Origin of the sequence: Paraglaciecola arctica BSs20135, from assembly GCF_000314995.1 — a bacterium.
GTDB classification, from domain to species: Bacteria; Pseudomonadota; Gammaproteobacteria; order Enterobacterales; family Alteromonadaceae; genus Paraglaciecola; species Paraglaciecola arctica.
The window spans coordinates 186,046-207,989 of sequence record NZ_BAEO01000062.1 but is presented as its reverse complement, the minus strand read 5'-3'; the positions used below and the strand labels follow the sequence as shown (position 1 = coordinate 207,989).

The window sequence follows — 21,944 nt, the reverse complement described above, 5'->3', positions numbered from 1 at the left end:
CATTGAAACTAAATGCATTATATCGACGTATCTAGTGATAAAGCACCAGAATGAAATATTGGGAAAGTATCTATGAACAAATTTTTAGTAGCGGGCATCTCTACTACATTACTTCTTTTATCAAACCAAGTGATGGCAGAAAAAAGTCACTTAACAGCTTCGAGCAAGGCCAATAATCAAATAGCACAAACGCGCATTGTTGGTGGTGAACAGGCCATTAAAGAAAACTGGCCATGGATGACGGCATATGTATTCACATCTACTGATTTTGTGACGTCACTGAGTGTCAACGATGTTATTTATGAAACCAGCGCTTTTACGTCTGGTGCTGCTGGTCAAGTGACCTCCCAAATAGTTGCTTGCGGAATTGGTGACCTAGTGTGTACTGACGCAACAGGTAAGGTATGTTTGATTGAACGAGGAGAGGTTGATTTTTCTCTAAAGGCAGACAATTGTGAAGCCGGTGGTGGTATTGGTGCGATTATTTATAACAATGAAGAAATTGGTAATATCTCAGGCACTTTGGGAGATGATTATACTGGTACCATTCCTGTTGTTGCTGTGAATCGAGAAGATGGCTTAACCCTTCTAGAGCAAGAAGGCAGCGTCGCGTCACTATCTGTCAGCGCAACAGCTGAATTACAGCAAGATTCCACATGTGGCGCTTCATTTTTAGGTGATAAGTGGGTTTTAACTGCAGCTCATTGTGTAGATGACGGCAATCCATTTGGATTTAAAATGAACGTTGGAGAATACGATTTATCTGATGGGGCTGAAAATGCCATTGATATCGCAAATATCTTTATTCACCCGCTGTATGACGCAGATGTAATCAATAACGATATTGCGATTATAGAACTTGTAACTTCTGTCAACGCCCCCTCAGTACAAATAGCAGAACCTGAAGTTACTAACCAATATGCCATTGAAAATAGCACTGCAACGGTTGCTGGCTGGGGGGGAAGAGTCGGTTATGCCCCAAATGAAGGCCCAACCTCTGATTTTCCTGATATTTTGCATCAGGTTGATTTGCAACTTATGACCAATCAGCAATGTATTGACACCTTCAATGAGAACCCCATAACTCCTATTGACAACACTTTTGTTACAGACAATATGATTTGTGCGGCTATTCCTTCTGGTGGTAAAGGTTCCTGTCAAGGAGATAGTGGTGGCCCGTTAGTCATCAATACAGGCTCCGGAATTCAACAAGTGGGTATTGTCAGTTGGGGGAGAGGCTGTGCCGCTGCTACCAACCCAGGCGTATATACCCGTGTTTCGGTATACAAAGAATGGATGGCTGCCATTACTGATGGCGTGGCAATCAAACAAAAACAAGACTTTGGCCGAGTTCCAAATAACTTTATATCAACGGTCGAGCTACAAGTAGCGAATAATGCCAACGAAAGCACCACAGTTAGTTTTGCGATTGACGGCGACAACGAATTTAGTCTCGACACCAGCAATTGTTCCACTTTAGCGGCTAACACTAGTTGTCAACTAACAGTGAGTTATAGCCCTACATCTAACGATGCTCATGAGGCAAAAGTATTGATTACCTCAGACAATGCTAATGTCAGCGTAAGCCAAAGCCTGCTGTTTGGTAAGGGCTTCAATGCTGCTAGTGAATTGGTAGGTGTTGCTGGTCCAGCAAATGATAAGGTGTCGTGGTTCTCTGGAGGTGATTTACCATGGATCGCCAACTCTATCGGTGGAGTAGAGAGTGGTGCTATAGCCGATAGTCAGGAAAGCGTGTTAATAGCCTTAGTAGAAGGAGAAGGATCTTTAACCTTTGACTGGGGTGTATCCTCTGAAGAGAACACTGCAGACGAAAACGATCCTTTCGATATATTAGAGTTTTATGTAGACAACCAATTGATCGAATTTATCAGTGGTGAAGTTAGCACAGCCACATATTCAGATACCGGTGGTGTATTAGAATTAACAGAAGGATCTCATATCATTAGTTGGGTATATAATAAAGATTTCGATGATCCAGAAGATTTAGAGGCTGACGATAAAGGCTTTGTGCGTAATGTTGTATTCACACCTGTTGTAGTTACTACTCCGACACCCACAACACCTGATACATCAAACTCTTCAGGCGGTGGTAGTTTAGGATGGCTGATACTGAGTTTATTTGGCTTAACATTCAGGTTGAGAACTAAGGCTTAATCACCTTTAATAAAATCTAAAAGGCAGGATATTTGATTCATATCCTGCCTTTTTTGTATCTATATTTAGCTGTTATTTTCTAAAATAAAAACTTCAGCGCACTGGGAATCGTAAGGCATAACTTTTTTGTGAGTCTATGCCATTTGACTTATCAATAGACGACAGCGTCGCCAATTTGTGGCAAGTGGCAGTGTTTCGTGAGTCTGTATATAACACTATTAAACAGATTAGCATCAACAAAAATGAACCAACCCAGACGCCTATTAGAGCTTTTTTCATCAAACACACCTAGTGTGATTGTATTAAAGATAATAATAAGTCGAAGCTGGGGACAGAAAAGTTTATACATTTAAAAATTAATCAAAAAAAAATTTTAGTGACCTTTAACTTGCTGCCAAGCCGCTTCCATCTGCTCAAGGCTAGCATTTTCCATACTAAGTCCTTGATGTGCAATTATTTGTTCAACCTGTCTAAAACGTTTTTCGAATTTACGATTGGCTTTAATTAATGCAGTTTCAGCATTCACTGATGTATGCCGGGCTAAATTAACAACAGCAAATAATAAATCACCAATCTCTTCTTCCACGGCCTGCTGATCAGGTTTAGATACATTTATCTCTGCTAAAACTTCGGCAATTTCTTCATGAATTTTATCGACTACTGGCGGCAATTCAGTCCAATCAAAGCCTACTTTGGCACAGTTTTTTTGGATTTTTTGGGCACGTAATAAAGGGGTCATACCTTTAGGGATATTGGCCAAGGCACTATTATCTAGGGTTTTTCCAGCACTTTCACGTTCGAGTTGTTTTATTTTTTCCCATTGCTGGTTAAGTTCATCATCGGTTTTCATTGCAGTTGCTTGAAAAACGTGGGGGTGACGCCTGATTAACTTGTCGCTAATAGTTTCGGCAATATCTTCAAAATCGAAATCACCTTGTTCTTTTGCAAGCTGGGCATAAAACACTATCTGAAATAATAGGTCGCCCAACTCGTCTTTAGTATCGACCATATTACCACTTAAAATAGCATCAACTAGTTCGTAGGTTTCTTCAATGGTGTGCGGAACTATGCTTTCAAAGTTTTGTTTTTGATCCCACGGACAACCCATTTTTGGGTCTCGTAGTTGCTGCATAATGTTTAACAAGCGTTCTAATTGTGGATTGTTGCTTTTATCTTCAGACACCTATTTGTCAACCTTGAATACGTCTGTTACACCTTTTATAAGGTTCAAACGGCTCATCGCTTTGGACAAGTATGTTAAGTTTTTAACTTCTAGGTTTAACTCTATTTTGGCGATGTTTAGCTTGGTATCACTATTGCTGTTTACGCCCAATAACGTCACTTGCTCGTTAGCTATGACTGTTGTCACATCTCGTAAGATCCCGTCTCGGTCTTCACCTACTACCTGTATTTTAGTCTGGAAGGCAGCTTGTAAATTATTGGCCCAATTTACGTCTATTTGTCTTTCTGGATGTTGATCTAACAAGTTATTAAGTTGCTCACAATCTTCTCTGTGCACACTCACACCACGTCCTTGAGTGATATAACCCATAATTTCTTCGCCTGGTAAAGGTTGGCAGCAGCCAGCAATTTGACTAAGTAGATTACCTACCCCCTCTACCACTATGCTGTCTTTCTTAAACTTGGCGGATTGTGGTTTTTTAGCCCTGATTTTTAATTCAGGTTCCGGGGCATATTTTTGCTGTAAATAATGCACCACTTGCATAATACGTACGTCACCACCACCAATGCCAGCATACAAGTCGTCGAGGTTTTGCATGTTGAAACGTGGGATCGCTTCGCTAGCCAGTTTCGGTTCAATATTAACTTTTACTAACTCTCTATCCAGTAACTCTTTTCCGGCTTGTTGGTTTTTATCTTTATCTTGTTTCTTAAAGTAGGTTTGAATTTTGGCTCGGGCACGGGACGAATACACATAACCTAAACCTGGATGCATCCAGTCTCGACTAGGATTTGAGTGTTTACCTGTGAGAATTTCAACCTGATCACCGGTTTGTAGTTGGTAAGTAAAAGGCACAATCCTGCCAGCAATTTTAGCACCGTTACATCTGTGACCTACATTACTGTGGATGTAATACGCAAAATCCAGTGGCGTTGAACCAAGGGGCAAATCAACCACATCACCTTTAGGCGTAAATACGTAAACGCGATCATCAAATACCTGACTACGTAGTTCTTCAACTAAATCGCCGCTGTCCGCTACCTCTTCTTGCCAAAGCAGGATCTTACGCAGCCAATTAATTCTTTCTTCATAAGCAGATCGACTTGATGTAGTACCTTCTTTATAGCGCCAGTGAGCGGCAACGCCTAATTCAGCATCTTCATGCATTTTTGCGGTACGAATTTGAATTTCGATGGTTTTACCTTGTTTTCCCAAAGTCACAGTATGAATTGACTGATAACCATTAGGTTTAGGCGTGGCTATATAATCATCAAACTCATTACGGATATGTTTCCAATTGGCGTGCACAACACCTAAGGCGGCATAACAGTCTTGCAGACGATCGGCTATGATCCGCACCGCTCTAATATCGTAAAGTTGTTCAAAATTAAGATGTTTTTTCTGCATCTTTTTCCAGATGCTGTAGATGTGTTTGGGTCTACCATATACTTTAGCTTTAATATTTTGACTATCTAAGACCTCTTGCAACTCTTCCACAAAATCTTCGATATATTGCTCACGATCGCTGCGACGTTCATCTAATAATCCGGCGATTTGTTTATAAGTATTAGGATGCAAATATCGAAAAGAGTGGTCTTCTAGTTCCCATTTTAATTGCCCAATACCTAAGCGATTAGCCAAAGGTGCATAAATGTTGGCACATTCGCGAGCCACTAAAACTCGCGTTTCTTCATCTTCATTTTTAACTTTTTGTAAGGTGCAAATACGCTCTGCAAGTTTAAGGACCACAGCACGAACATCCTCCACCATAGCCAGCAACATTCGCCGCACGTTATCTATCTGTTCTTCATCGTTCTTCTTTTTACTGTTAGCACGTGAATGCAGCGATTTGATCGCGTCCATACGTCTTACGCCAACAATGAGCTTTTGAATGCCTTCACCAAACTGCTCTGTAATTTGCTGCTCATCTAATTGATGTACTTCACAATAAGGATAAATAAGCGCCGCTTGTAAGGTTTCATCATCCATATGCAATTCGTGCAGGATCTCCACCATCTCCTGCCCAATCAGCAGTATTTCTGGGGTATCGGATACATCTCTGAGTTTTTGCTTGCTTGCCTCAGGCAGGTTTAAACCTGCCAACCATTCGTCAAAGGGTGGGCGATGATCTTCATGTACTGTACGAATTGAAACCATATAAATTTGTCCTACGTCACCTAGACCTGACGGAAGGTAAAGTAATAATTGAGTGGTGTAATATGAAGTAGCTTCTTGTATTCATATTACTTTCATAATTATTTCTATAATTGCTTTCATATTACGAGCCAACATTTATTACACAAACCGCCCATATTCAGAGGCTTAAAACGGGTAAACTAAATAAAATTGCATCAAGCTTGCGCTTAGTGGCACCAACTTAGTGCGTAAACAACTAATAATGTTATGACTGTTTGAGTTTAACTCGACTCTAAAACAACCGTGGCCATAGCGTAATGTTGCTCATCTGAAATTGAGATAAAACTGTGACTGATAGCATTTTTTTCGCAAAGTTCTGCAAATTTACCTGAAAAAACCAGCGTAGGTTGACCCGAGGATAAATTCACCACTTCTACATCTTGAAAACTGACTCCGTTGCCAATTCCAGTACCTAAAGCTTTTACCGCGGCTTCCTTGGCGGCAAAACGTTTTGCCAAAAACCTTTCAGGAAACTTGTGACCATTAAAGGTAAGCATTTCTGTTGGGGTTAATACCCGCAAGGCTAGACGTTGTGACTTATCTAACTGGCTAGCAATCCTGGATATTTCCACTACATCAGTACCCAGTCCCATAATAGCCACAGGGCTTAAGCTCTGGCTTCTTGCATCAATCGACGCATATCTGCCACTGCCTGATGTAAACCATCAAATGCCGCACGAGCAATAATGGCATGACCAATATTGAGTTCATATAATTCCGGAATAGCCGCGATAGGTTTAACATTGTGATAATGCAAACCATGACCAGCATTCACCTTCAGGCCTTTTGAATGAGCGTATTGAATACCTTCGATTAATATATCTAGCTCTTTTTGTTGCTCGGCTGGATTACTAGCGTCTGCATACTGACCTGTGTGAATTTCAATATAAGGGGCATTGGCTGCAACTGCTGCATCTATTTGTTTTTTATCCGCATCAATAAATAACGACACCAAAATTCCCGCTGCCGCCAAGCGCGCACATGCAGTATTCATGCGTGATTGATTACCCGCCACATCTAAGCCGCCTTCAGTGGTTAACTCTTCACGCTTTTCAGGAACCAAACAACAAAATTCTGGGCTTATTTGCTCTGCAATCAACAGCATTTCTTCGGTAACCGCCATCTCAAGATTCATGCGGGTTTGAATAGTTTGTTTAAGAATACGCACATCGCGGTCGGTAATATGCCGTCTGTCTTCACGCAAATGTACAGTAATGCCATCTGCTCCAGCTCTCTCAGCCACTTCTGCAGCGTGAACAGGATCAGGATAAGTAGTACCTCTAGCATTACGTAAAGTAGCAATGTGATCGATATTCACACCGAGTAAAATTTCTTTCATTTCACGTTTCCAATATTGGTAGTCGTCCACGTTTGTTGAAACAACTCGCGACTCTTTAAGGGTTTACTGCCCAGTAACGGCGCGAGAGCCATTCTGGTAATTCGTTTTGCACACTGTAGACTGTTTGGCGTCCAAACATTATTACTCACTTGTAACAATGCTTCTCCACTGAATCGATTTGTACCCTTTGCACTCTTATCAATTCGCCTAATGCCATTTTCTAATACCAAACAATAATCAATATCAGTCTCGACAGTTTTGCCATTTTCATATTCTTGAGTCAAATCAATGCCGTATCCCATATCATCCAATAGCATTAATTCAAATTGACGTAAACAGGGTTCAATATCGCCGCCACTCGCTAACCATTTTAGGCTTTGTTGATAGCAGTAAAATAACTCTGGGTGAGGGACTTCTTTAGGTAACAGTCGATTAAGTAACTCATTCAAATACATAGCTGAAAATAATTGATGACCAACAAGTTTCATCATGGAACCGGCTGATTCCAACTGATTGAGGTTACGCAATTCATGTTTACCGGAAATTGATAGCAACAAGGGCTGAAATGATTGCAATAAGCTTTTTTTGTCGCTTTTATTGCCACGGACACCTCTAGCAACTGCGCTGACTTTACCTAGCTCAAGAGTAAATAAATCGGTTAAATAGCTGGTTTCTCGATAAAAACGTCTATGTAACACAAAGCCAGTAAGTTGCTCAACTAACAACAGCAAAACCCTTATAAATGAAGTCTAAGATTAACTCACTTTTATCCGCACAACTTTCATGGCTTCGAACTCCATGCCAGCTATTTCTTCTTTCATCGGATAATAGGTCAAATTGACTCTCGCTCCAGTCAGATTTTTATATACCTTTCTGCGTCGGAATTTAAAAGGCACTTCTGTCCCCTTAACCAACAAGGTATTCATAAACCAATCATCATCTTTTCTCTGGACATGCGACACCACAACCAACTCTTCAGAATGAGTAAGGTTTTCATGTTTATCCAGTAATTTTTCTACATCAGATTTTTTTGCCATGACCACTAATTAGTTAGAAAAAAGAACAAGTCTAGCACTTATTGCAAATTCACTAAAGAACTTAGCACCTAGAATACACTTAACTGATGTTAATCCATAGATTCTGTTGTTTGATAAATAACCTTTTCTTTAAGTCCTAAAACTTTATCGTCGTCCATAGATTGCATATCAATACCTGCGCTGCAGGTTCCGCTGGTCTCAGTTAGACAAGTTTACATAGTTTTACGCTTTGATTGGCCGCATTTTGCGCCATTGTTTTATTGCATATTAGGGCGTCTTTAGGCGTTTCAGCGCCATACATAAACTCCAGAGGCACTTAAAAAAGAGACGGTGACTGTTTAGCTAAGGTAACCATCCAGTCTTTATAATCAACACCTAGTGCCGATAATTCAGCATAATTGGGTATTCTGCGCTCGGAATTAAAAAACGATATGAACTAGGGTTAAATATTAATTTTAATTCTTACAGCGCATTTAGTCCGTCGACCATCAACTGCAAGCTAGTTCTGCCACGAAATTCATTAATATCTAACTTATACGCAAGACTCACATGGCTACATTCTGGGTTGGGCCACTGGGCCAAATCAACATTAAACGCAATGGCATCGATTAACACGCCGCTTTCATGTTTGACCATCATTTTTAAGTGTTTACTGGCGACTAAGCGTTGCTCCATTAGTTGAAATTCACCATCAAATAGTGGCTCAGGGAACCCCTGCCCCCAAGGTCCTGCCTCTTTCAAACATTGGGCAAAAGCTAAGGTGAAGTCTTCAAGCTGTAACTCACCATCAGAAACCAATTCACCAGCTAAAGGTTTACCTTTAAGGTTTTCTTCCGCTATTTGATGAAAAACCTGCTCAAAGGCCGCGAGATTTTTTGCCGGTAAACTAAGTCCAGCAGCCATCGCATGACCACCAAATTTTCCGATAATATCGGGATAACGATTATTTATTTCTTCAAGTAAATCACGAATATGTAAACCAGGAATGGAGCGGGCTGAGCCTTTTAAAGTGTCATCATCCTGATGAGCAAAAGCAACGGTTGGACGAAAATATTTATCTTTAATACGCCCCGCTAAAATACCAATGACACCTTGATGATAATCAGCTTGGTACAACACTAAGCCGAAAGGTAAAGTACTTGCTTCAAGATTTAGACCTTCCAAAGCTTTAACTGCTTCTTGTTGCATCGACCCTTCGATTTCACGCCTCTCACGGTTTAAACTATCTAGCTGCACAGCTATTTGTCTTGCTCGTGCGGGATCATTCGTTATCAAACATTCAATGCCCAAAGACATGTCGTCTAAACGCCCTGCAGCATTCAGGCGTGGCCCTACTACAAAGCCTAAATCAGAGGCTACTAAGCGACTTTTCTCTCTACCCGCGACTTCTATTATTGCCTGTATGCCCGGCCGACATTTGTCGCTGCGGATACGTTGCACACCTTGGTGTACCAATATTCTGTTGTTTTCATCTAATGGCACAACATCGGCTACAGTGCCAAGTGCCACTACATCTAATAAGTCGGCTAAGTTAGGAACTGGTAAGCCTTGTTGCTCAAGCCAACCATTGGATTTTAACTCAGCTCGTAGTGCCAGCATTAAATAAAATGCAACTCCGACTCCGGCTAAATTTTTAGATAAAAAGCCACAACCTGGTTGGTTAGGATTAACTATTGCGTCGGCAATAGGCAATGTTTCTGCAGCTAAGTGATGGTCAGTCACAATAACTGTTATACCCAATGATTTGGCTTTTTCAACCCCAGCAAAACAAGCAATACCATTGTCCACTGTCATGATCACTTGTGCTTGTTGCTGCGCTGCGACTTCAACTATCTCTGGACTCAGTCCATAACCAAAATCAAAACGATTTGGCACTAAATAATCATGATTGGTCGACCCCATCATATCTAATGACATCATGCTTAATGCGGTACTTGTGGCGCCGTCGGCATCAAAATCACCCACAATTATGATTTTTTGGTTAGTTGCTATTGCTTGAGCTAACAAACTCACCGCTTTATCAACACCTTGTAATTGGTCGTAATGCAACAATGCTTTGGCACTGCGATTAAGTTGCGCAGCATCCTCTACACCTCTATCGGCATATATTTGTTTTAATCTTGGATGTAACGAATCAGGAAGGTTTTGATTATTTTTGTGTGGTCTACGACTGATTTGCACTGAATTATTTACCAATTAGAGGAGTAAAAAAAAGCCTGCATTAGCGAAAATACAGGCTTAGGAATTTAAATATCAAAAATTTAAAGAATGGCTTTAAGTGCTGCTTCAAGTTGCTTAGGCGGCTGATAACCCGGAATAACTGAACCGTCAGGCATAATTATATTAGGTGTACCATTCACCCCAATTTTTTGACCAAAAGCGAATTCCTCGGCGACTTTACTATCACACTTTTTACTAGCAACAGTTCCACCCGCTTTGGCATTATTCATAGCTTCCTGTGGATTTTCGGCACACCATACAGATACCATATCGGTATAAGTACGACTATTAAGACCACCACGAGGGAAAGCAAGATATCGCACTGTTATACCCAAATCATTATATTGATCCATTTCACCATGGAGTTTTCGGCAATAGCCGCAAGTGATGTCAGTGAATATATTAACTACATATTTTTCTTTATCTGCTTTATATTCGATCACATTATCGCTGAATTTTTCTAAACCGGATAAGCGCATTTCCCCAAGGGCATCCTCGGTGACATTTCGCATACCCTCGTCAATGCTATAAATACGTGCTTGCAATAAATACTTGCCGTCTTCACTAGTATAAAATAACCCCTTCTCTGTCATCACTTGCAACAAACCAGGCACTGGCGCATCACCTATTGCACTTATTTCCATGCTTAAGGCCTTTTGCAGTTTGGCTTTCACTTGGTCCTTGTTTGCTGTCTCACCCGATGCAGATAGGTTAAAACTAAGGATTAGCATGAATCCGCTCACAACAGCGTTGAATTTTGTCCACTTTTTCATAAGTCTTCCAAATAATTACATTACTATTATGACCCTAATTAAGGGAAATAATTTCAAATAGATTTTAGGCTAGTTTAGCTGAACCCAAGATGTAAACCAATGGCATTTATGTATCTATTCCCAAACCCTAGGATTATTATTCGCTATCCCCTTGGATGATGCTCCGCAACAAGCTGCTGTAATCGTTCAGTAGCTACATGAGTATAAATTTGTGTGGTCGATAGGTCGCTATGTCCTAACAACATTTGTACAACACGTAAATCAGCACCATGATTAAGTAAATGAGTAGCAAAGGCATGGCGCAAAGTATGCGGCGATAAATCAGTTTGAATGTTGGCTATCTGGCTGTAGAGCTTTATTCGATGCCAAAATGTTTGCCGGGTCATCGCCACCCCTCGTTTGCTGGGGAAAATAATATCACTTTCAGATTTAAGTAAAGCACCCCGCCCCTGTTTTAAAAAAGTCGCAACCCAATCAACAGCATCTTCACCTAAGGGCACCAGCCTTTCTTTATTGCCTTTGCCAATGACCCTTACTACACCTTGTTGAATACTCAATTGATCTAATCGTAAACTGACTAATTCGGTCACTCGCAAGCCTGTGGCATACAACACCTCTAACATGGCTTTATCACGCAATTGTATCGGGTCGTCAGTATTGGGCGCATTTAATAGCTCTAAGACTTGTGACTCAGTTAAGGTTTTAGGCAGCGATTGGGGAAGCTTGGGGTTTTGCAGTAGGCTAACAGGATCATCACTACGGATTTTTTGTCGAAGCATATATTGGCACAAGCTACGTAGACTACTTAAAAAACGTGATGTGCTGCGCTCAGATAACCCAGAATCATAACGGCTAGCTAGATATTGATGTAGCAGCTCTTTTTCAAAATCGACTAATGTCACTGACTTCCCGGTGTCACTTTGCAGTGCAAGATAAAGTGCAAACTTCGTTAAATCGGAACGATAGGCACTAAGGGTGTTTTCACTTAACCCCTTTTCGAGCCACATTGCCTCTACAAAATCTTCGATTTGGCTAGAGTCTGCATTATTTAGCGACATAAAGGTTTGATTTTGTGACGAAAAGAAAAATTCAAGTTATACATCTCTATCTTCAGCGCACTGCCAACAAAGCTCAAAGTTGGCAGCATTTGTCTCATTACATTTAGTACAAATCCAAGGGGATTGGTCTATAGGTTGAGACTCAAACTCGTCTATAAATTGTTGTGCTTTGGGCAACCACTGAGGATCGCTAATCCACACTTCAGGCAATACATCCATGGGTGATAGTTCGCCCATGGCACCAATGGCAAACTCGTTTTTCACAAAACAGGGAATGCCTTTTTCATCAAGCAATTGTTTAATTTGAAAAACCATAAATCGGTCAAAATGACTATAAACTTTATTCAAGACTGCCCTTAATCCATATCAATTGAAACATTAGACAGCGATCCAAGTTGATTGCCTTCATCCGAGTCCAATTTAATCATCAAGCGTAAATCATTCGGTGAGTCGGCATGATGGATAGCATGTTCTAAGGTGATCTTGCCAGCTTTGTACAAGTCATATAGGGCCATATCAAAACTCTGCATGCCCATTTCTTTGCCTTTTTTCATGGCTTCTTTCAAGCCACCAATTTCGTTACGCTGAATAAGGTCGGTGACCAGAGGTGAGTTAAGCAATATTTCAATAGCGGCCACTCGACCTGTACCGTCTGGCGTGGGTACTAATTGCTGAGCGACAATGGCACGCATATTCAAACTTAAATCAAAACGTAACTTTTCATGTTGATCTGAAGGTGCCAAATGCATAATACGTTCAATGGCTTGGTTGGCATTATTGGCGTGCAAGGTAGCCACACATAAATGCCCAGTATCAGCAAAAGACATGGCGTATTCCATGGTTTCCATGGAGCGGATTTCTCCTATTAAAATCACATCAGGCGCTTGGCGTAATGAACTTTTTAAGGCGTCGTCAAATGACTTAGTGTCTATACCCACTTCTCGTTGGGTAACCACACAATTACCATGCTCATGCACAAACTCTATGGGATCTTCGATAGTCAGAATATGCCCTTTTGAATGTTGATTTCGATGTCCTATCAATGCAGCTAAAGAAGTTGATTTACCTGTACCTGTGGCACCCACAAATAACAACAGTCCACGCTTGGACATGATCACGTCTTTTAAGATTTCTGGTAGACCTAGTTCTGCAACTTGAGGAATTTGCGTCACAATACGCCTCACTACCATACCGGCCATATCTCGCTGCCAAAAAGCACTGCAACGAAAACGGCCTATGCCATCACGAGCGATAGCAAAGTTGCATTCCTTAGTTTGCTCAAACTCTTCCTTTTGTTTGTCGCTCATAGCGTCATGTACTAATGCTAGAGCATCTTCTTCGGTGAGATGACTGCTACCTATAGGTGTCATCTGACCATTTACTTTTGCACTAACTGGAAAACCCACTGTGACAAATATATCTGATGCGCCTAGGCCTTCCATTTCTTCTAAGTAAGGAGTGAGTTCCATAATAAATTCCTAAAAACTAGAGGTTGGTTTTTTATCGATAGATTTTGCCGCTGCATCTTGAGATGTAATAAGACCTTGGGCAACTAACCTCTGCAAACACTGATCCATAGTCTGCATTCCATGGGATTGACCGGTTTGAATAACCGAATACATTTGTGGCACTTTATCTTCACGAATTAGGTTTCTAATAGCCGGAATACCCAACATAATTTCATGTGCGGCTACCCTGCCACCGCCGACTTTTTTCAACAAGGTTTGCGAAATAACCGCACGCAACGACTCTGACAACATAGAGCGTATCATCGATTTTTCGGCTGCTGGAAACACATCAATTAATCTATCAATGGTTTTAGGTGCCGAGTTAGTGTGTAAGGTTCCGAACACTAAATGCCCCGTTTCAGCGGCTGAGATGGCTAAGCGGATAGTTTCTAGATCTCGTAATTCACCTACCAAAATGATATCGGGATCTTCACGTAACGCTGAGCGTAGTGCATTGTTGAAGCTATGGGTGTCTCTATGAACTTCACGCTGATTGAGCAAACAAAGTTTGTTTTCATGGACAAATTCGATGGGATCTTCAATGGTTAAAATATGCTCGCGTTTAGTTGAATTAAGATGATCAACCATGGCTGCCAAAGTGGTACTTTTACCCGAACCTGTAGCACCAGTCACAAGTATAATACCTGTGGGTTGATTGATTATTTCTTTGAATATTTGCGGGGCACCTAAATCATCGAGACTTAAAATTTCACTAGGGATGGTTCTTAATACCGCAGCAGCACCACGATTTTGCACAAAAGCATTCACCCTAAAGCGTGACAAGTCTTTTACTTCAAAGGAAAAATCGGTTTCGAGGTTTTCTTCATATTCCTTGCGTTGTTTATCATTCATGATTTCAAAAATCAAAGCGTGCACTTCTTTATGATCAAGGGCAGGTATATTTAATTTTCGCATTTCACCGTCAACACGTATGATTGGCGGCAAACCAGCAGATAGGTGTAAATCAGAAGCTTTATTTTTAACACTAAAGGCCAAAAGTTCGGTAATATCCAAGCAATATTCTCCGTATATCATGTTGCAATATGGAAACCATAGCAGAACGACTCAAAAGCATACAAATTACTGTCGAGCAATCTACCTTAGACGCCCATCGTCCATCAAATTCGGTAAAATTGCTAGCAGTGAGTAAAACCAAACCCGTATCTGATATCGTGCAAGCGTATGAAGCGGGACAACGTTTGTTTGGTGAAAACTACGTGCAAGAAGGCGTAGAAAAAATACAAGGGTTACATACACTTGATGATATTGTGTGGCACTTCATCGGTCCAATACAATCAAATAAGACCCGTTTAGTGGCCGAACATTTTGATTGGGTGCAAACAATTGATAGACTCAAAATAGCGCAACGGCTGAATGATCAAAGCAGCCCAGACAAAAAATTAAATGTGTGTATCCAAGTGAATATAGATAACGACGCTAACAAAGCAGGCATAAGTGCAGAGGATCTCAGTGACTTTGCTAAAGCCATTTCAGAACTGCCTAATTTAACCTTACGTGGACTAATGACTATTCCTAAGGCCAATCAACATCAGGAACAACAAAGCGCCAGCTTTGCACGTATGACGGCACTATTTAAAGACCTAAAAAAGCACTACCCAGCAGTGGATACGTTATCCATGGGCATGTCGGGAGATATGCAAAACGCTATTAATAACGGTAGTACTATGGTTAGAGTAGGCACAGCCATTTTTGGCGAACGCAATTAGTAATTAACAAAAGGACAATCATGCAACACAGAAAAATAGCCTTTATTGGTGCGGGTAATATGACAAGAAGTATTGTCAGTGGCTTAGTTAATAATGCTTACCCTGCACATTTAATAACGGCAAGTAACCCATCTATTGGCAAACTAACCGCTCTTCAGGCAGATTTTGCCATTAACGTCACCCAAGATAATAAGGAAGCGGTGGATGCAGCGGATGTCATAGTGCTTGCGGTAAAACCGCAATTTATGGAAAAAGTATGTCAGGATCTTGCACAGGTTCAGAACTTAAACGACAAACTTTTTGTGTCTATTGCAGCTGGTATTACTACCCCAAGGCTTCAGAAAATGCTTGGCGGAACCTATTCTATTATTCGGACTATGCCCAATACACCTAGTGCTTTAGGCAAGGGTATGACGGGCCTTTTTGCAGATATCAATATCGACAAAAATGATAGACAATATGCGGCAGACTTAATGAGTCAAGTAGGTGAAATTGCTTGGGTCGAAAAAGAGTCTATGATAGACGGTGTCACTGCCGCAGCCGGCAGCAGTCCTGCTTACTTTTATTTATTTTTAGAAGCAATGCAAAAAGAGGCTGAGCAACAAGGATTTGATCATGCAACGGCTCGGTTAATGGTTCAGCAAGCCATGTTAGGTGCGGCAGAAATGGTTTGTCACAATCCTCACCTTGAATTAAGCGAGTTGCGCACCCAAGTTACCTCTAAAGGTGGCACAACTGCCCAAGCTATAGAATCTTTGCAGCAGCAAGGGTTAGAACAAGTAATAGCCAATGCCATGCAGGCGGCGGTGAAACGTGCAGAAGAAATGGCACAGCAATTTTAGATTTCTTATTTTAGACATCTTAGATAGATACCGAGGAAAACCCAGAATATGAGTTCAGTTCAGTTTTTAATTGATTTTGTTTTTAACCTTTATTTAATGGTGGTGTTATTACGCCTGTGGTTACAATTTGCTAGAGCGGATTTTTACAATCCCTTTAGCCAATTTGTGGTTAAAGCTACCCAACCTGTTGTGGCGCCATTGCGTAGAATAATTCCTTCTATTGGTCGCTTAGATACTGCGACTTTAGTGCTCGCAATATTGGTTGCAGGTTTAAAAATTGTGGCTCTTAATCTGGTGTTGGGAGGTGTAGGTCTTAACATTCTGTCTTTAGTCGTGGTGTCATTGGTTATTGTGCTCAAAGAATCGCTGACGTTAGTCATGTATGTACTTATTCTGCGCGCCATTATGAGTTGGGTAAGCCAAGGTAGAAACCCCATGGAAATGGTCTTAGGCCAACTCACTGAACCCATGCTAGCACCTATTCGTAAAAGAATGCCTGATATGGGCGGACTAGATTTGTCCGTAATGGTGGTGATAGTGCTGTTGTTGTTTATACAAAAACTACTAGGTGATTTGTTTGGCATATTCTAAGTTGATTGTAACTAAGTACTTTTTTTTAATAATCTCGTTAGCGCTAGGGCTAGGGCTACTATTAAGCTCTCCCGTTAGCGCAGAACAAAAGCAAGAGCTTGGCAGTTGGGAGGTCCATTACATTGCTTTAAATAGTACATTTTTAACACCTCAAGTGGCCAAACAATATGGCATAGTGCGTAGTAAGTTTAATGGCTTAATTAATATTTCAGTACTCGACAGGCAAGATAAGGCAGCGCAGTCTGTGGTGCTAACTGGTGAAGCTAAAAACTTACTAGGGGTGATTAAAAAGTTGACCTTTAAGCAGGTGACAGAAGGCAAGGCAATCTACTATTTAGCTGTTTTGCCTTTTAGCGACCTAGAGCAGTATCGTATTTCCATCAATATTAACGATGGTATTGAGCAAAAAACCTTAAAATTTCAGCATAAATTTTATGCTGATTAATGCGCACTTTTGACAATTTATAAAACCCAACGCCTCTTTAATGGTCTATAAAAGTGAAAAAATAGCAAGATAGACTTTTGATTTATTGCGGTTAAATTACTGATAGATTAAGGTGGTCTACAGTACAGTTTCCTAAGCGAACTATAAATATATGGATCCTAATAACTTTCCAATTAAATCTTCAACGAATGTTAGTCGCAGGCAAGCATTAAAATCTATCAGCCAAACATTAGTGGGTGCGACTGCCATTACCCAAGCTCCCTATGTATTTGCCAAACAACGCACCCAACTTAGAGTGCTGGGCACACACGTTACCCTACAAGAAAAACTTCGCCAAAAAGCCATGGAAGACTTGGACATCGATTTGATATTCGAGCCTCGTGGTAGTGCTGCTGTATTACAAAAAGCCTCAATGGATCCGCAATCATTTGACCTTTATGAACAATGGTCGAATAGTATAAGACCCTTGTGGGCTAGCGGCTCGATACAAGCTATTGACAAAAAAAGGCTGCAATATTGGGATGAAATAAATCCATTATGTAAAACTGGAAAAGTGAGTCCTGAGGCCAAATTTGGTGCCGGAGATGCCCCTTATAAAATCTTACACATTCAGCCCGATGGCAAATTAGGCAGCGAACATACCGAGCAACTCAGTTTTTTACCTTATGTGCACAATGTTGATTCCTTTGGTTATAACACCAATGTAGTTAAGCAAGGTGAAGCCTATAAAACCGAAAGCTGGGGTTGGTTACTCGATCCAAAATATTCCGGCAAAGTCGGTATTGTCAATGCGCCTAGCATTGGTTTGTTTGACTTAGTTCTAGCCACTCAAGCTAAAGGCTTGGTCAAATTTAATGACATTGGAAACCTAACCCAAACAGATTTAGACCGCTTATTTAATGTACTTATCGACTTCAAACGTCAGAACCACTTCAGTGGTTTCTGGAATTCGGTACCTGAGTCAATTGACTTTATGCGTGAGGGTCGCGTGGTGATAGAGAGCATGTTTTCACCCGCAGTATCAGCATTAAATGGACAAAGTATTCCCGTAACATTTGCCGCGCCTAAAGAGGGTTACCGAGGCTGGCATGGCGTTATGTGCCTGTCATCAGCGTCCCAAGGAAAAAGTAAAGACGCGGCCTATGATTATATGAATTGGTGGCTATCTGGCTGGCCCGGTGCATTTATAGCCAAGCAAGGCTATTATATTTCCAACCCTCAACGCTCTAATTCATTTTTAAGTTCGGCCGAATGGGATTATTGGTATGAGGGGAAAAAAGCGGCACAAGCACTCCAAGGAACAGACAATAAAATTTCGGTGCAACAAGGTGATATTCGCAGCGGAGGCAGTTATACCAAACGTTTTAGTAATGTTGCGGTTTGGAATACAGCTATGCCAACCTACGATTACAGCCTACAGAAGTGGTATGAGTTTATTAGTTCTTAGTAATAATTAGGGGATAATGTGTTTAGAACAATAAAGGCTCAAATACTACTTATTTCAGCAACCTTAGTACTGTTGTTGTTATCACAAGTTTTTTTGTCAAGAAACAGCCAATTAACTTTTGTTGATAGCCTCGAATTAACTCAGCAAGCAGTAGTCAAAGTTAGTATTGTGCGGGAGCTTGAACGAGACGTTATAGATTTACAGCGTAACGTACTCATTTATAAAGAATCTGCTAGCGGATCCGCAATTACTCGATTTAACTTATTAATGGATGAAAACCAAAGCAATTTAACACGATTAGCACAGCTCACCACACAACAGCAAAATAGTGACCTGTACCTAGATTATATTACACGGATGCGCACCCATCTAAGCGACTACAATGAGAATTTTGCTAGTGTAGTGGCGGGTAGAACCAGACGACAACTACTTTACAATAATGATCTATTGACCGAATTTGAAATCTTATTTAGTAACATCACAATAAATCACCCCCCCCCTAAATCGCTTCAAGATCCGCTAGAAAAAGCTAAGTACCATGTTGCTCGAGCTGAAAATTTTTTGTTGCAATATTTACAGACGCCAGATCAACAACTGGTTGAATCATTTCAGCAACAACTGTTGTTGGCTAAGTTTCAAATTAACAAACAGCTAAAATCGAACAAAAACTTTCAAGCCGCCATTGATAGACTTAACAAATTAGAAAGAGACTTTTTACAACTCACTCATATCACCCGAGGTTACCTGTTTTTAGTCAACGTTGTGATGGCGGGTTCGGCAAACGAATTTTTATTTTTAGCTAGAGAATTAAATAGACTGGTCACCGAACGACTTAGCAACACCAATGCCGATGTCGAGCAAGCACTCGATAATACCCGTATTGGTAACAATCTATTTTCCATAGTGGGAATCTTTATAGCCGCTGCTACGGCATTATTTATGACCTACAGAATAATGTTACCTATTAATACAATCACTAATGTATTCCAACGATTAACCAAGGGAGAAAATATTGATAGCATTCCTAGCCTGAAGCGCAAAGATGAAATAGGCCTGTTAGCGCAAGCAGCGGATGTTTTTCATGAAAAAAACAAACAAACGGCCACCTTGCTTGAACAGTCACAATTGCTCAATGCCAAACAAGAAGCCTTGAATACCCAATTGGTCGCCTCCAATCAGAAGGTAGAACAAGCGACCGCGTCTAAAAGTATGTTTTTGGCGAATATGAGCCATGAAATTCGCACTCCTATGAACGGTATATTAGGTATGTTAGAAATATTATTGCGTTCAGAATTAACTTCATCTCAAAGGGAACAACTCACTAAAGCTGCCTACTCTGGGCAAATATTAATGAGCTTAATTAATGACATTCTGGATTTTTCTAAAATTGAAGCCGGTAAATTAGACATAGAAAGTACCGAATTTTCAGTGGAGTCATTATTCGCTAACGTTTTAGCCAATATTTCAAATCGCGCTAAAGAAAAAAATCTAAATGTAAGGTTTAATGCTAATCCAAACTTACCCGCCCAATTAGTAGGCGACCCGTTAAGGATCAGTCAGGTTCTACTCAACTTATGTAGTAACGCCATCAAGTTTACTCAAAACGGGCAGATTTCCATCGATGTGGATTTTCAACTTAATGATGAGACTCGCGTACTTATATTATTATTTGAGGTGGCTGACACGGGCATAGGTATGAATCCAGAACAAGTCAGTAGAATATTCGATTCATTTACGCAAGCCGATGGTTCCACCAGCAGAAACTTTGGCGGTAGTGGATTAGGGCTAAGCATTGTGACCCAACTTGTTGAACTGATGGGCGGCAATGTTTCAGTTAAGTCTGAGCAAAACAAAGGCAGCACATTTAAAGTTGAAATTATGTTAGCGACTGCAGAAAACACGCAACAGTTGATTTCTGCACTGCCATTACCTAGTGGCAAGTTATATTATTTTAGTGCGGGCCGTGCAGGATTTCTACATACTCAATATATCGAAAAAACCGGATTAAACTATCACCACCTACCACTGAGCCAGTTGTCTGCAACACTTGAAGATATAAGTAGCAAAGACGCAGTTTTACTCGATATTGAAGATCAGCAGATATTCAGAACACACCAAGGATCCATTGACAAATTAGTCAAGCAATCGCTAAAAGTGGGCTTTGTCACCAATTCCCAACCAAGTAATTTACCGAATCAATTATCAGCCATGTGGCCAGCCGAATGTTTATCTCACCCTTTCACACCGCAACAAGCAGCCACTTTTTTGCAACACTTGTTTAATACTGAATCAGAAGCCAAATCAAACAATGTAATTTTTACTAATGAGCACCAAGTTGGTCAATATGAAGGCCATGTATTGTTAGTTGAAGACAACAACATTAACCAAGTTGTTGCAGGTGAAATGCTTAAATTAATGGGCCTGACATTTGATATAGCCGAAGATGGTCAACAAGCGGTCACCAAGATAATCAACTCCCCTCAATATGATCTTATTTTGATGGATATTCAAATGCCGGTAATGGATGGCTACGAGGCTACACGCACACTAAGAATAAAAGGTCACAACAAGCTGATTATTTGTGGTTTATCAGCCAATGCCATGAAACAAGATTATACTAAAGCCAAAGAAGCAGGCATGGACGACTACATAGTCAAACCTCTTAAACAAAAGGTATTAGAAGATTTAATGGCTAAATATCTACCTAAAAGTAGCCAATAGTTAATGGTTATTTGATTAATCTGAGAAACCTAGCTGTATGTAAGAAGGCTTTACGTCTTACTTTATCAATAAACAGTGTCATTTATCACGGCGCTATCAAAACCAATCAAAAAACCACCTGTGGTGACAACGCAACTTATTAAAACAATAAAAAGGTTTGAGATTTTAGCCGACACCTGATTACAATAAACGCAACAAAACGACAGGCATAAAACGATTGAATAGACTTGGAACAATAATGCGCAAATATATTGCTTTAAGTGTATTGACGGCTTTATTGTTTAATAGCGTTGGCGCGCTGTTTGCCGCGTCATCTATGTTGACTTATGCACAAGGCTTTGCAGATGAAGATCGTGTTTTAATTTGTACCGGCAGTACCTACAAATGGATTTCACTTTCAACCTTTGAGCTTACAGGTAAAGTTGAGTATGTAGACGCACCTGAAAATGCCCCGTCTAACCTACAAGAAATCAAATGTTCTTATGCTTATCTAACCGATCACAATCCAGGCCCGCCTTGGTTAACTGCACAAGTTCAGCTCACGTTACCCCTCAATTCCAATACAGCAATAGGCTACTTTAGCGCCCTATATGCCACAGCACGCCATCAACTGGCACTAACAAGAGCCCCGCCCGCTTTTTCGTAAATGTTCTAATTAAGACAATACTCAAGCCAAGGATTT

The 21,944-nt window shown here is 40.6% G+C and carries 21 protein-coding genes; 8 read left to right on the top strand and 13 right to left on the bottom strand.

Annotated features, from left to right (window positions below; genetic code table 11):
- Positions 1 to 72 precede the first annotated feature (72 nt).
- Positions 73 to 2,175: a trypsin-like serine protease gene (locus GARC_RS21210; RefSeq protein ID WP_007624262.1), complete on the top strand. Its 2,103-nt coding sequence runs from the start codon at positions 73 to 75 to the stop codon at positions 2,173 to 2,175.
- A 93-nt stretch (positions 2,176 to 2,268) separates the two neighbouring features.
- On the opposite strand, the gene GARC_RS26835 is transcribed toward GARC_RS21210, so the two are convergent.
- From GARC_RS26835 to GARC_RS21150, 13 genes are all read right to left on the bottom strand, one after another.
- The gene (locus tag GARC_RS26835; protein WP_153810989.1) at positions 2,269 to 2,454 is read right to left on the bottom strand and encodes a hypothetical protein; all 186 of its coding nucleotides are present in this window, start codon (positions 2,452 to 2,454) and stop codon (positions 2,269 to 2,271) included.
- Positions 2,455 to 2,548: 94 nt separating this feature from the next.
- The gene (gene mazG / locus GARC_RS21205) at positions 2,549 to 3,358 is read right to left on the bottom strand and encodes a nucleoside triphosphate pyrophosphohydrolase (RefSeq protein ID WP_007624258.1); all 810 of its coding nucleotides are present in this window, start codon (positions 3,356 to 3,358) and stop codon (positions 2,549 to 2,551) included.
- Entirely contained in the window at positions 3,359 to 5,515 is a 2,157-nt protein-coding gene (gene relA / locus GARC_RS21200) for a GTP diphosphokinase (protein ID WP_007624256.1), read from the bottom strand.
- A gap of 260 nt (positions 5,516 to 5,775) precedes the next feature.
- Positions 5,776 to 6,156 (bottom strand): holo-ACP synthase, encoded by a 381-nt coding sequence (gene acpS, locus GARC_RS21195; RefSeq protein ID WP_039990199.1) that lies wholly within the window; start codon positions 6,154 to 6,156, stop codon positions 5,776 to 5,778.
- A 5-nt stretch (positions 6,157 to 6,161) separates the two neighbouring features.
- The gene (pdxJ, locus tag GARC_RS21190) at positions 6,162 to 6,893 is read right to left on the bottom strand and encodes a pyridoxine 5'-phosphate synthase (RefSeq protein ID WP_007624254.1); all 732 of its coding nucleotides are present in this window, start codon (positions 6,891 to 6,893) and stop codon (positions 6,162 to 6,164) included.
- Positions 6,890 to 7,618, bottom strand: a complete 729-nt coding sequence (recO, locus tag GARC_RS21185) for a DNA repair protein RecO (RefSeq protein WP_007624252.1) — start codon at positions 7,616 to 7,618, stop codon at positions 6,890 to 6,892. The genes pdxJ and recO overlap by 4 nt, the downstream gene beginning before the upstream one ends.
- Positions 7,619 to 7,648: 30 nt before the next feature.
- A complete protein-coding gene (locus GARC_RS21180; protein WP_007624250.1) occupies positions 7,649 to 7,930 on the bottom strand; it encodes a hypothetical protein in 282 nt (93 codons plus the stop codon).
- A 462-nt stretch (positions 7,931 to 8,392) separates the two neighbouring features.
- A complete protein-coding gene (recJ, locus tag GARC_RS21175; RefSeq protein ID WP_007624246.1) occupies positions 8,393 to 10,111 on the bottom strand; it encodes a single-stranded-DNA-specific exonuclease RecJ in 1,719 nt (572 codons plus the stop codon).
- A gap of 80 nt (positions 10,112 to 10,191) precedes the next feature.
- A complete protein-coding gene (gene dsbC, locus GARC_RS21170) occupies positions 10,192 to 10,923 on the bottom strand; it encodes a bifunctional protein-disulfide isomerase/oxidoreductase DsbC (RefSeq protein WP_007624238.1) in 732 nt (243 codons plus the stop codon).
- Between the two features lie 143 nt (positions 10,924 to 11,066).
- A complete protein-coding gene (gene xerD / locus GARC_RS21165; RefSeq protein WP_007624236.1) occupies positions 11,067 to 11,981 on the bottom strand; it encodes a site-specific tyrosine recombinase XerD in 915 nt (304 codons plus the stop codon).
- A 36-nt stretch (positions 11,982 to 12,017) separates the two neighbouring features.
- Complete coding sequence (locus GARC_RS21160; protein ID WP_007624234.1) at positions 12,018 to 12,329, bottom strand: putative signal transducing protein; 312 nt, start codon at positions 12,327 to 12,329, stop codon at positions 12,018 to 12,020.
- Positions 12,330 to 12,337: 8 nt separating this feature from the next.
- A complete protein-coding gene (locus GARC_RS21155) occupies positions 12,338 to 13,450 on the bottom strand; it encodes a PilT/PilU family type 4a pilus ATPase (RefSeq protein ID WP_007624232.1) in 1,113 nt (370 codons plus the stop codon).
- Positions 13,451 to 13,459: 9 nt separating this feature from the next.
- Complete coding sequence (locus tag GARC_RS21150) at positions 13,460 to 14,503, bottom strand: type IV pilus twitching motility protein PilT (RefSeq protein ID WP_007624230.1); 1,044 nt, start codon at positions 14,501 to 14,503, stop codon at positions 13,460 to 13,462.
- 29 nt (positions 14,504 to 14,532) lie between these two features.
- Here GARC_RS21150 and GARC_RS21145 point away from each other — a divergent pair, with 29 nt between their 5' ends.
- The 7 genes from GARC_RS21145 to GARC_RS21115 all read left to right on the top strand — a co-directional run bounded on the left by GARC_RS21145 (position 14,533) and on the right by GARC_RS21115 (position 21,908).
- Positions 14,533 to 15,216, top strand: a complete 684-nt coding sequence (locus GARC_RS21145; protein ID WP_007624228.1) for a YggS family pyridoxal phosphate-dependent enzyme — start codon at positions 14,533 to 14,535, stop codon at positions 15,214 to 15,216.
- A gap of 20 nt (positions 15,217 to 15,236) precedes the next feature.
- Positions 15,237 to 16,058 (top strand): pyrroline-5-carboxylate reductase, encoded by an 822-nt coding sequence (proC, locus tag GARC_RS21140; protein ID WP_007624226.1) that lies wholly within the window; start codon positions 15,237 to 15,239, stop codon positions 16,056 to 16,058.
- Between the two features lie 48 nt (positions 16,059 to 16,106).
- On the top strand, positions 16,107 to 16,649 hold the full coding sequence (locus tag GARC_RS21135) for a YggT family protein (protein WP_007624224.1): 543 nt from the start codon (positions 16,107 to 16,109) through the stop codon (positions 16,647 to 16,649).
- Positions 16,636 to 17,094: a DUF4426 domain-containing protein gene (locus GARC_RS21130; RefSeq protein WP_007624222.1), complete on the top strand. Its 459-nt coding sequence runs from the start codon at positions 16,636 to 16,638 to the stop codon at positions 17,092 to 17,094. Before GARC_RS21135 ends, GARC_RS21130 begins: the two co-directional genes overlap by 14 nt.
- A gap of 151 nt (positions 17,095 to 17,245) precedes the next feature.
- Entirely contained in the window at positions 17,246 to 18,541 is a 1,296-nt protein-coding gene (locus GARC_RS21125) for an ABC transporter substrate-binding protein (RefSeq protein ID WP_007624220.1), read from the top strand.
- Between the two features lie 18 nt (positions 18,542 to 18,559).
- Positions 18,560 to 21,262 (top strand): ATP-binding protein, encoded by a 2,703-nt coding sequence (locus GARC_RS21120; protein WP_007624218.1) that lies wholly within the window; start codon positions 18,560 to 18,562, stop codon positions 21,260 to 21,262.
- 238 nt (positions 21,263 to 21,500) lie between these two features.
- Positions 21,501 to 21,908 (top strand): hypothetical protein, encoded by a 408-nt coding sequence (locus GARC_RS21115; protein ID WP_007624217.1) that lies wholly within the window; start codon positions 21,501 to 21,503, stop codon positions 21,906 to 21,908.
- Positions 21,909 to 21,944 lie beyond the last annotated feature (36 nt).

What these genes read in the sequence shown, in the direction of transcription:
- GARC_RS21210 (WP_007624262.1), top strand. Translation starts at nt 73, where the DNA reads ATGAACAAATTTTTAGTAGCGGGCATCTCTACTACATTACTTCTTTTA.
- GARC_RS26835 (WP_153810989.1), bottom strand. Translation starts at nt 2,454, where the DNA reads ATGAAAAAAGCTCTAATAGGCGTCTGGGTTGGTTCATTTTTGTTGATG.
- relA (WP_007624256.1), bottom strand. Translation starts at nt 5,515, where the DNA reads ATGGTTTCAATTCGTACAGTACATGAAGATCATCGCCCACCCTTTGAC.
- pdxJ (WP_007624254.1), bottom strand. Translation starts at nt 6,893, where the DNA reads ATGAAAGAAATTTTACTCGGTGTGAATATCGATCACATTGCTACTTTA.
- GARC_RS21180 (WP_007624250.1), bottom strand. Translation starts at nt 7,930, where the DNA reads ATGGCAAAAAAATCTGATGTAGAAAAATTACTGGATAAACATGAAAAC.
- dsbC (WP_007624238.1), bottom strand. Translation starts at nt 10,923, where the DNA reads ATGAAAAAGTGGACAAAATTCAACGCTGTTGTGAGCGGATTCATGCTA.
- xerD (WP_007624236.1), bottom strand. Translation starts at nt 11,981, where the DNA reads ATGTCGCTAAATAATGCAGACTCTAGCCAAATCGAAGATTTTGTAGAG.
- GARC_RS21155 (WP_007624232.1), bottom strand. Translation starts at nt 13,450, where the DNA reads ATGGAACTCACTCCTTACTTAGAAGAAATGGAAGGCCTAGGCGCATCA.
- GARC_RS21145 (WP_007624228.1), top strand. Translation starts at nt 14,533, where the DNA reads ATGGAAACCATAGCAGAACGACTCAAAAGCATACAAATTACTGTCGAG.
- proC (WP_007624226.1), top strand. Translation starts at nt 15,237, where the DNA reads ATGCAACACAGAAAAATAGCCTTTATTGGTGCGGGTAATATGACAAGA.
- GARC_RS21135 (WP_007624224.1), top strand. Translation starts at nt 16,107, where the DNA reads ATGAGTTCAGTTCAGTTTTTAATTGATTTTGTTTTTAACCTTTATTTA.
- GARC_RS21125 (WP_007624220.1), top strand. Translation starts at nt 17,246, where the DNA reads ATGGATCCTAATAACTTTCCAATTAAATCTTCAACGAATGTTAGTCGC.
- GARC_RS21115 (WP_007624217.1), top strand. Translation starts at nt 21,501, where the DNA reads ATGCGCAAATATATTGCTTTAAGTGTATTGACGGCTTTATTGTTTAAT.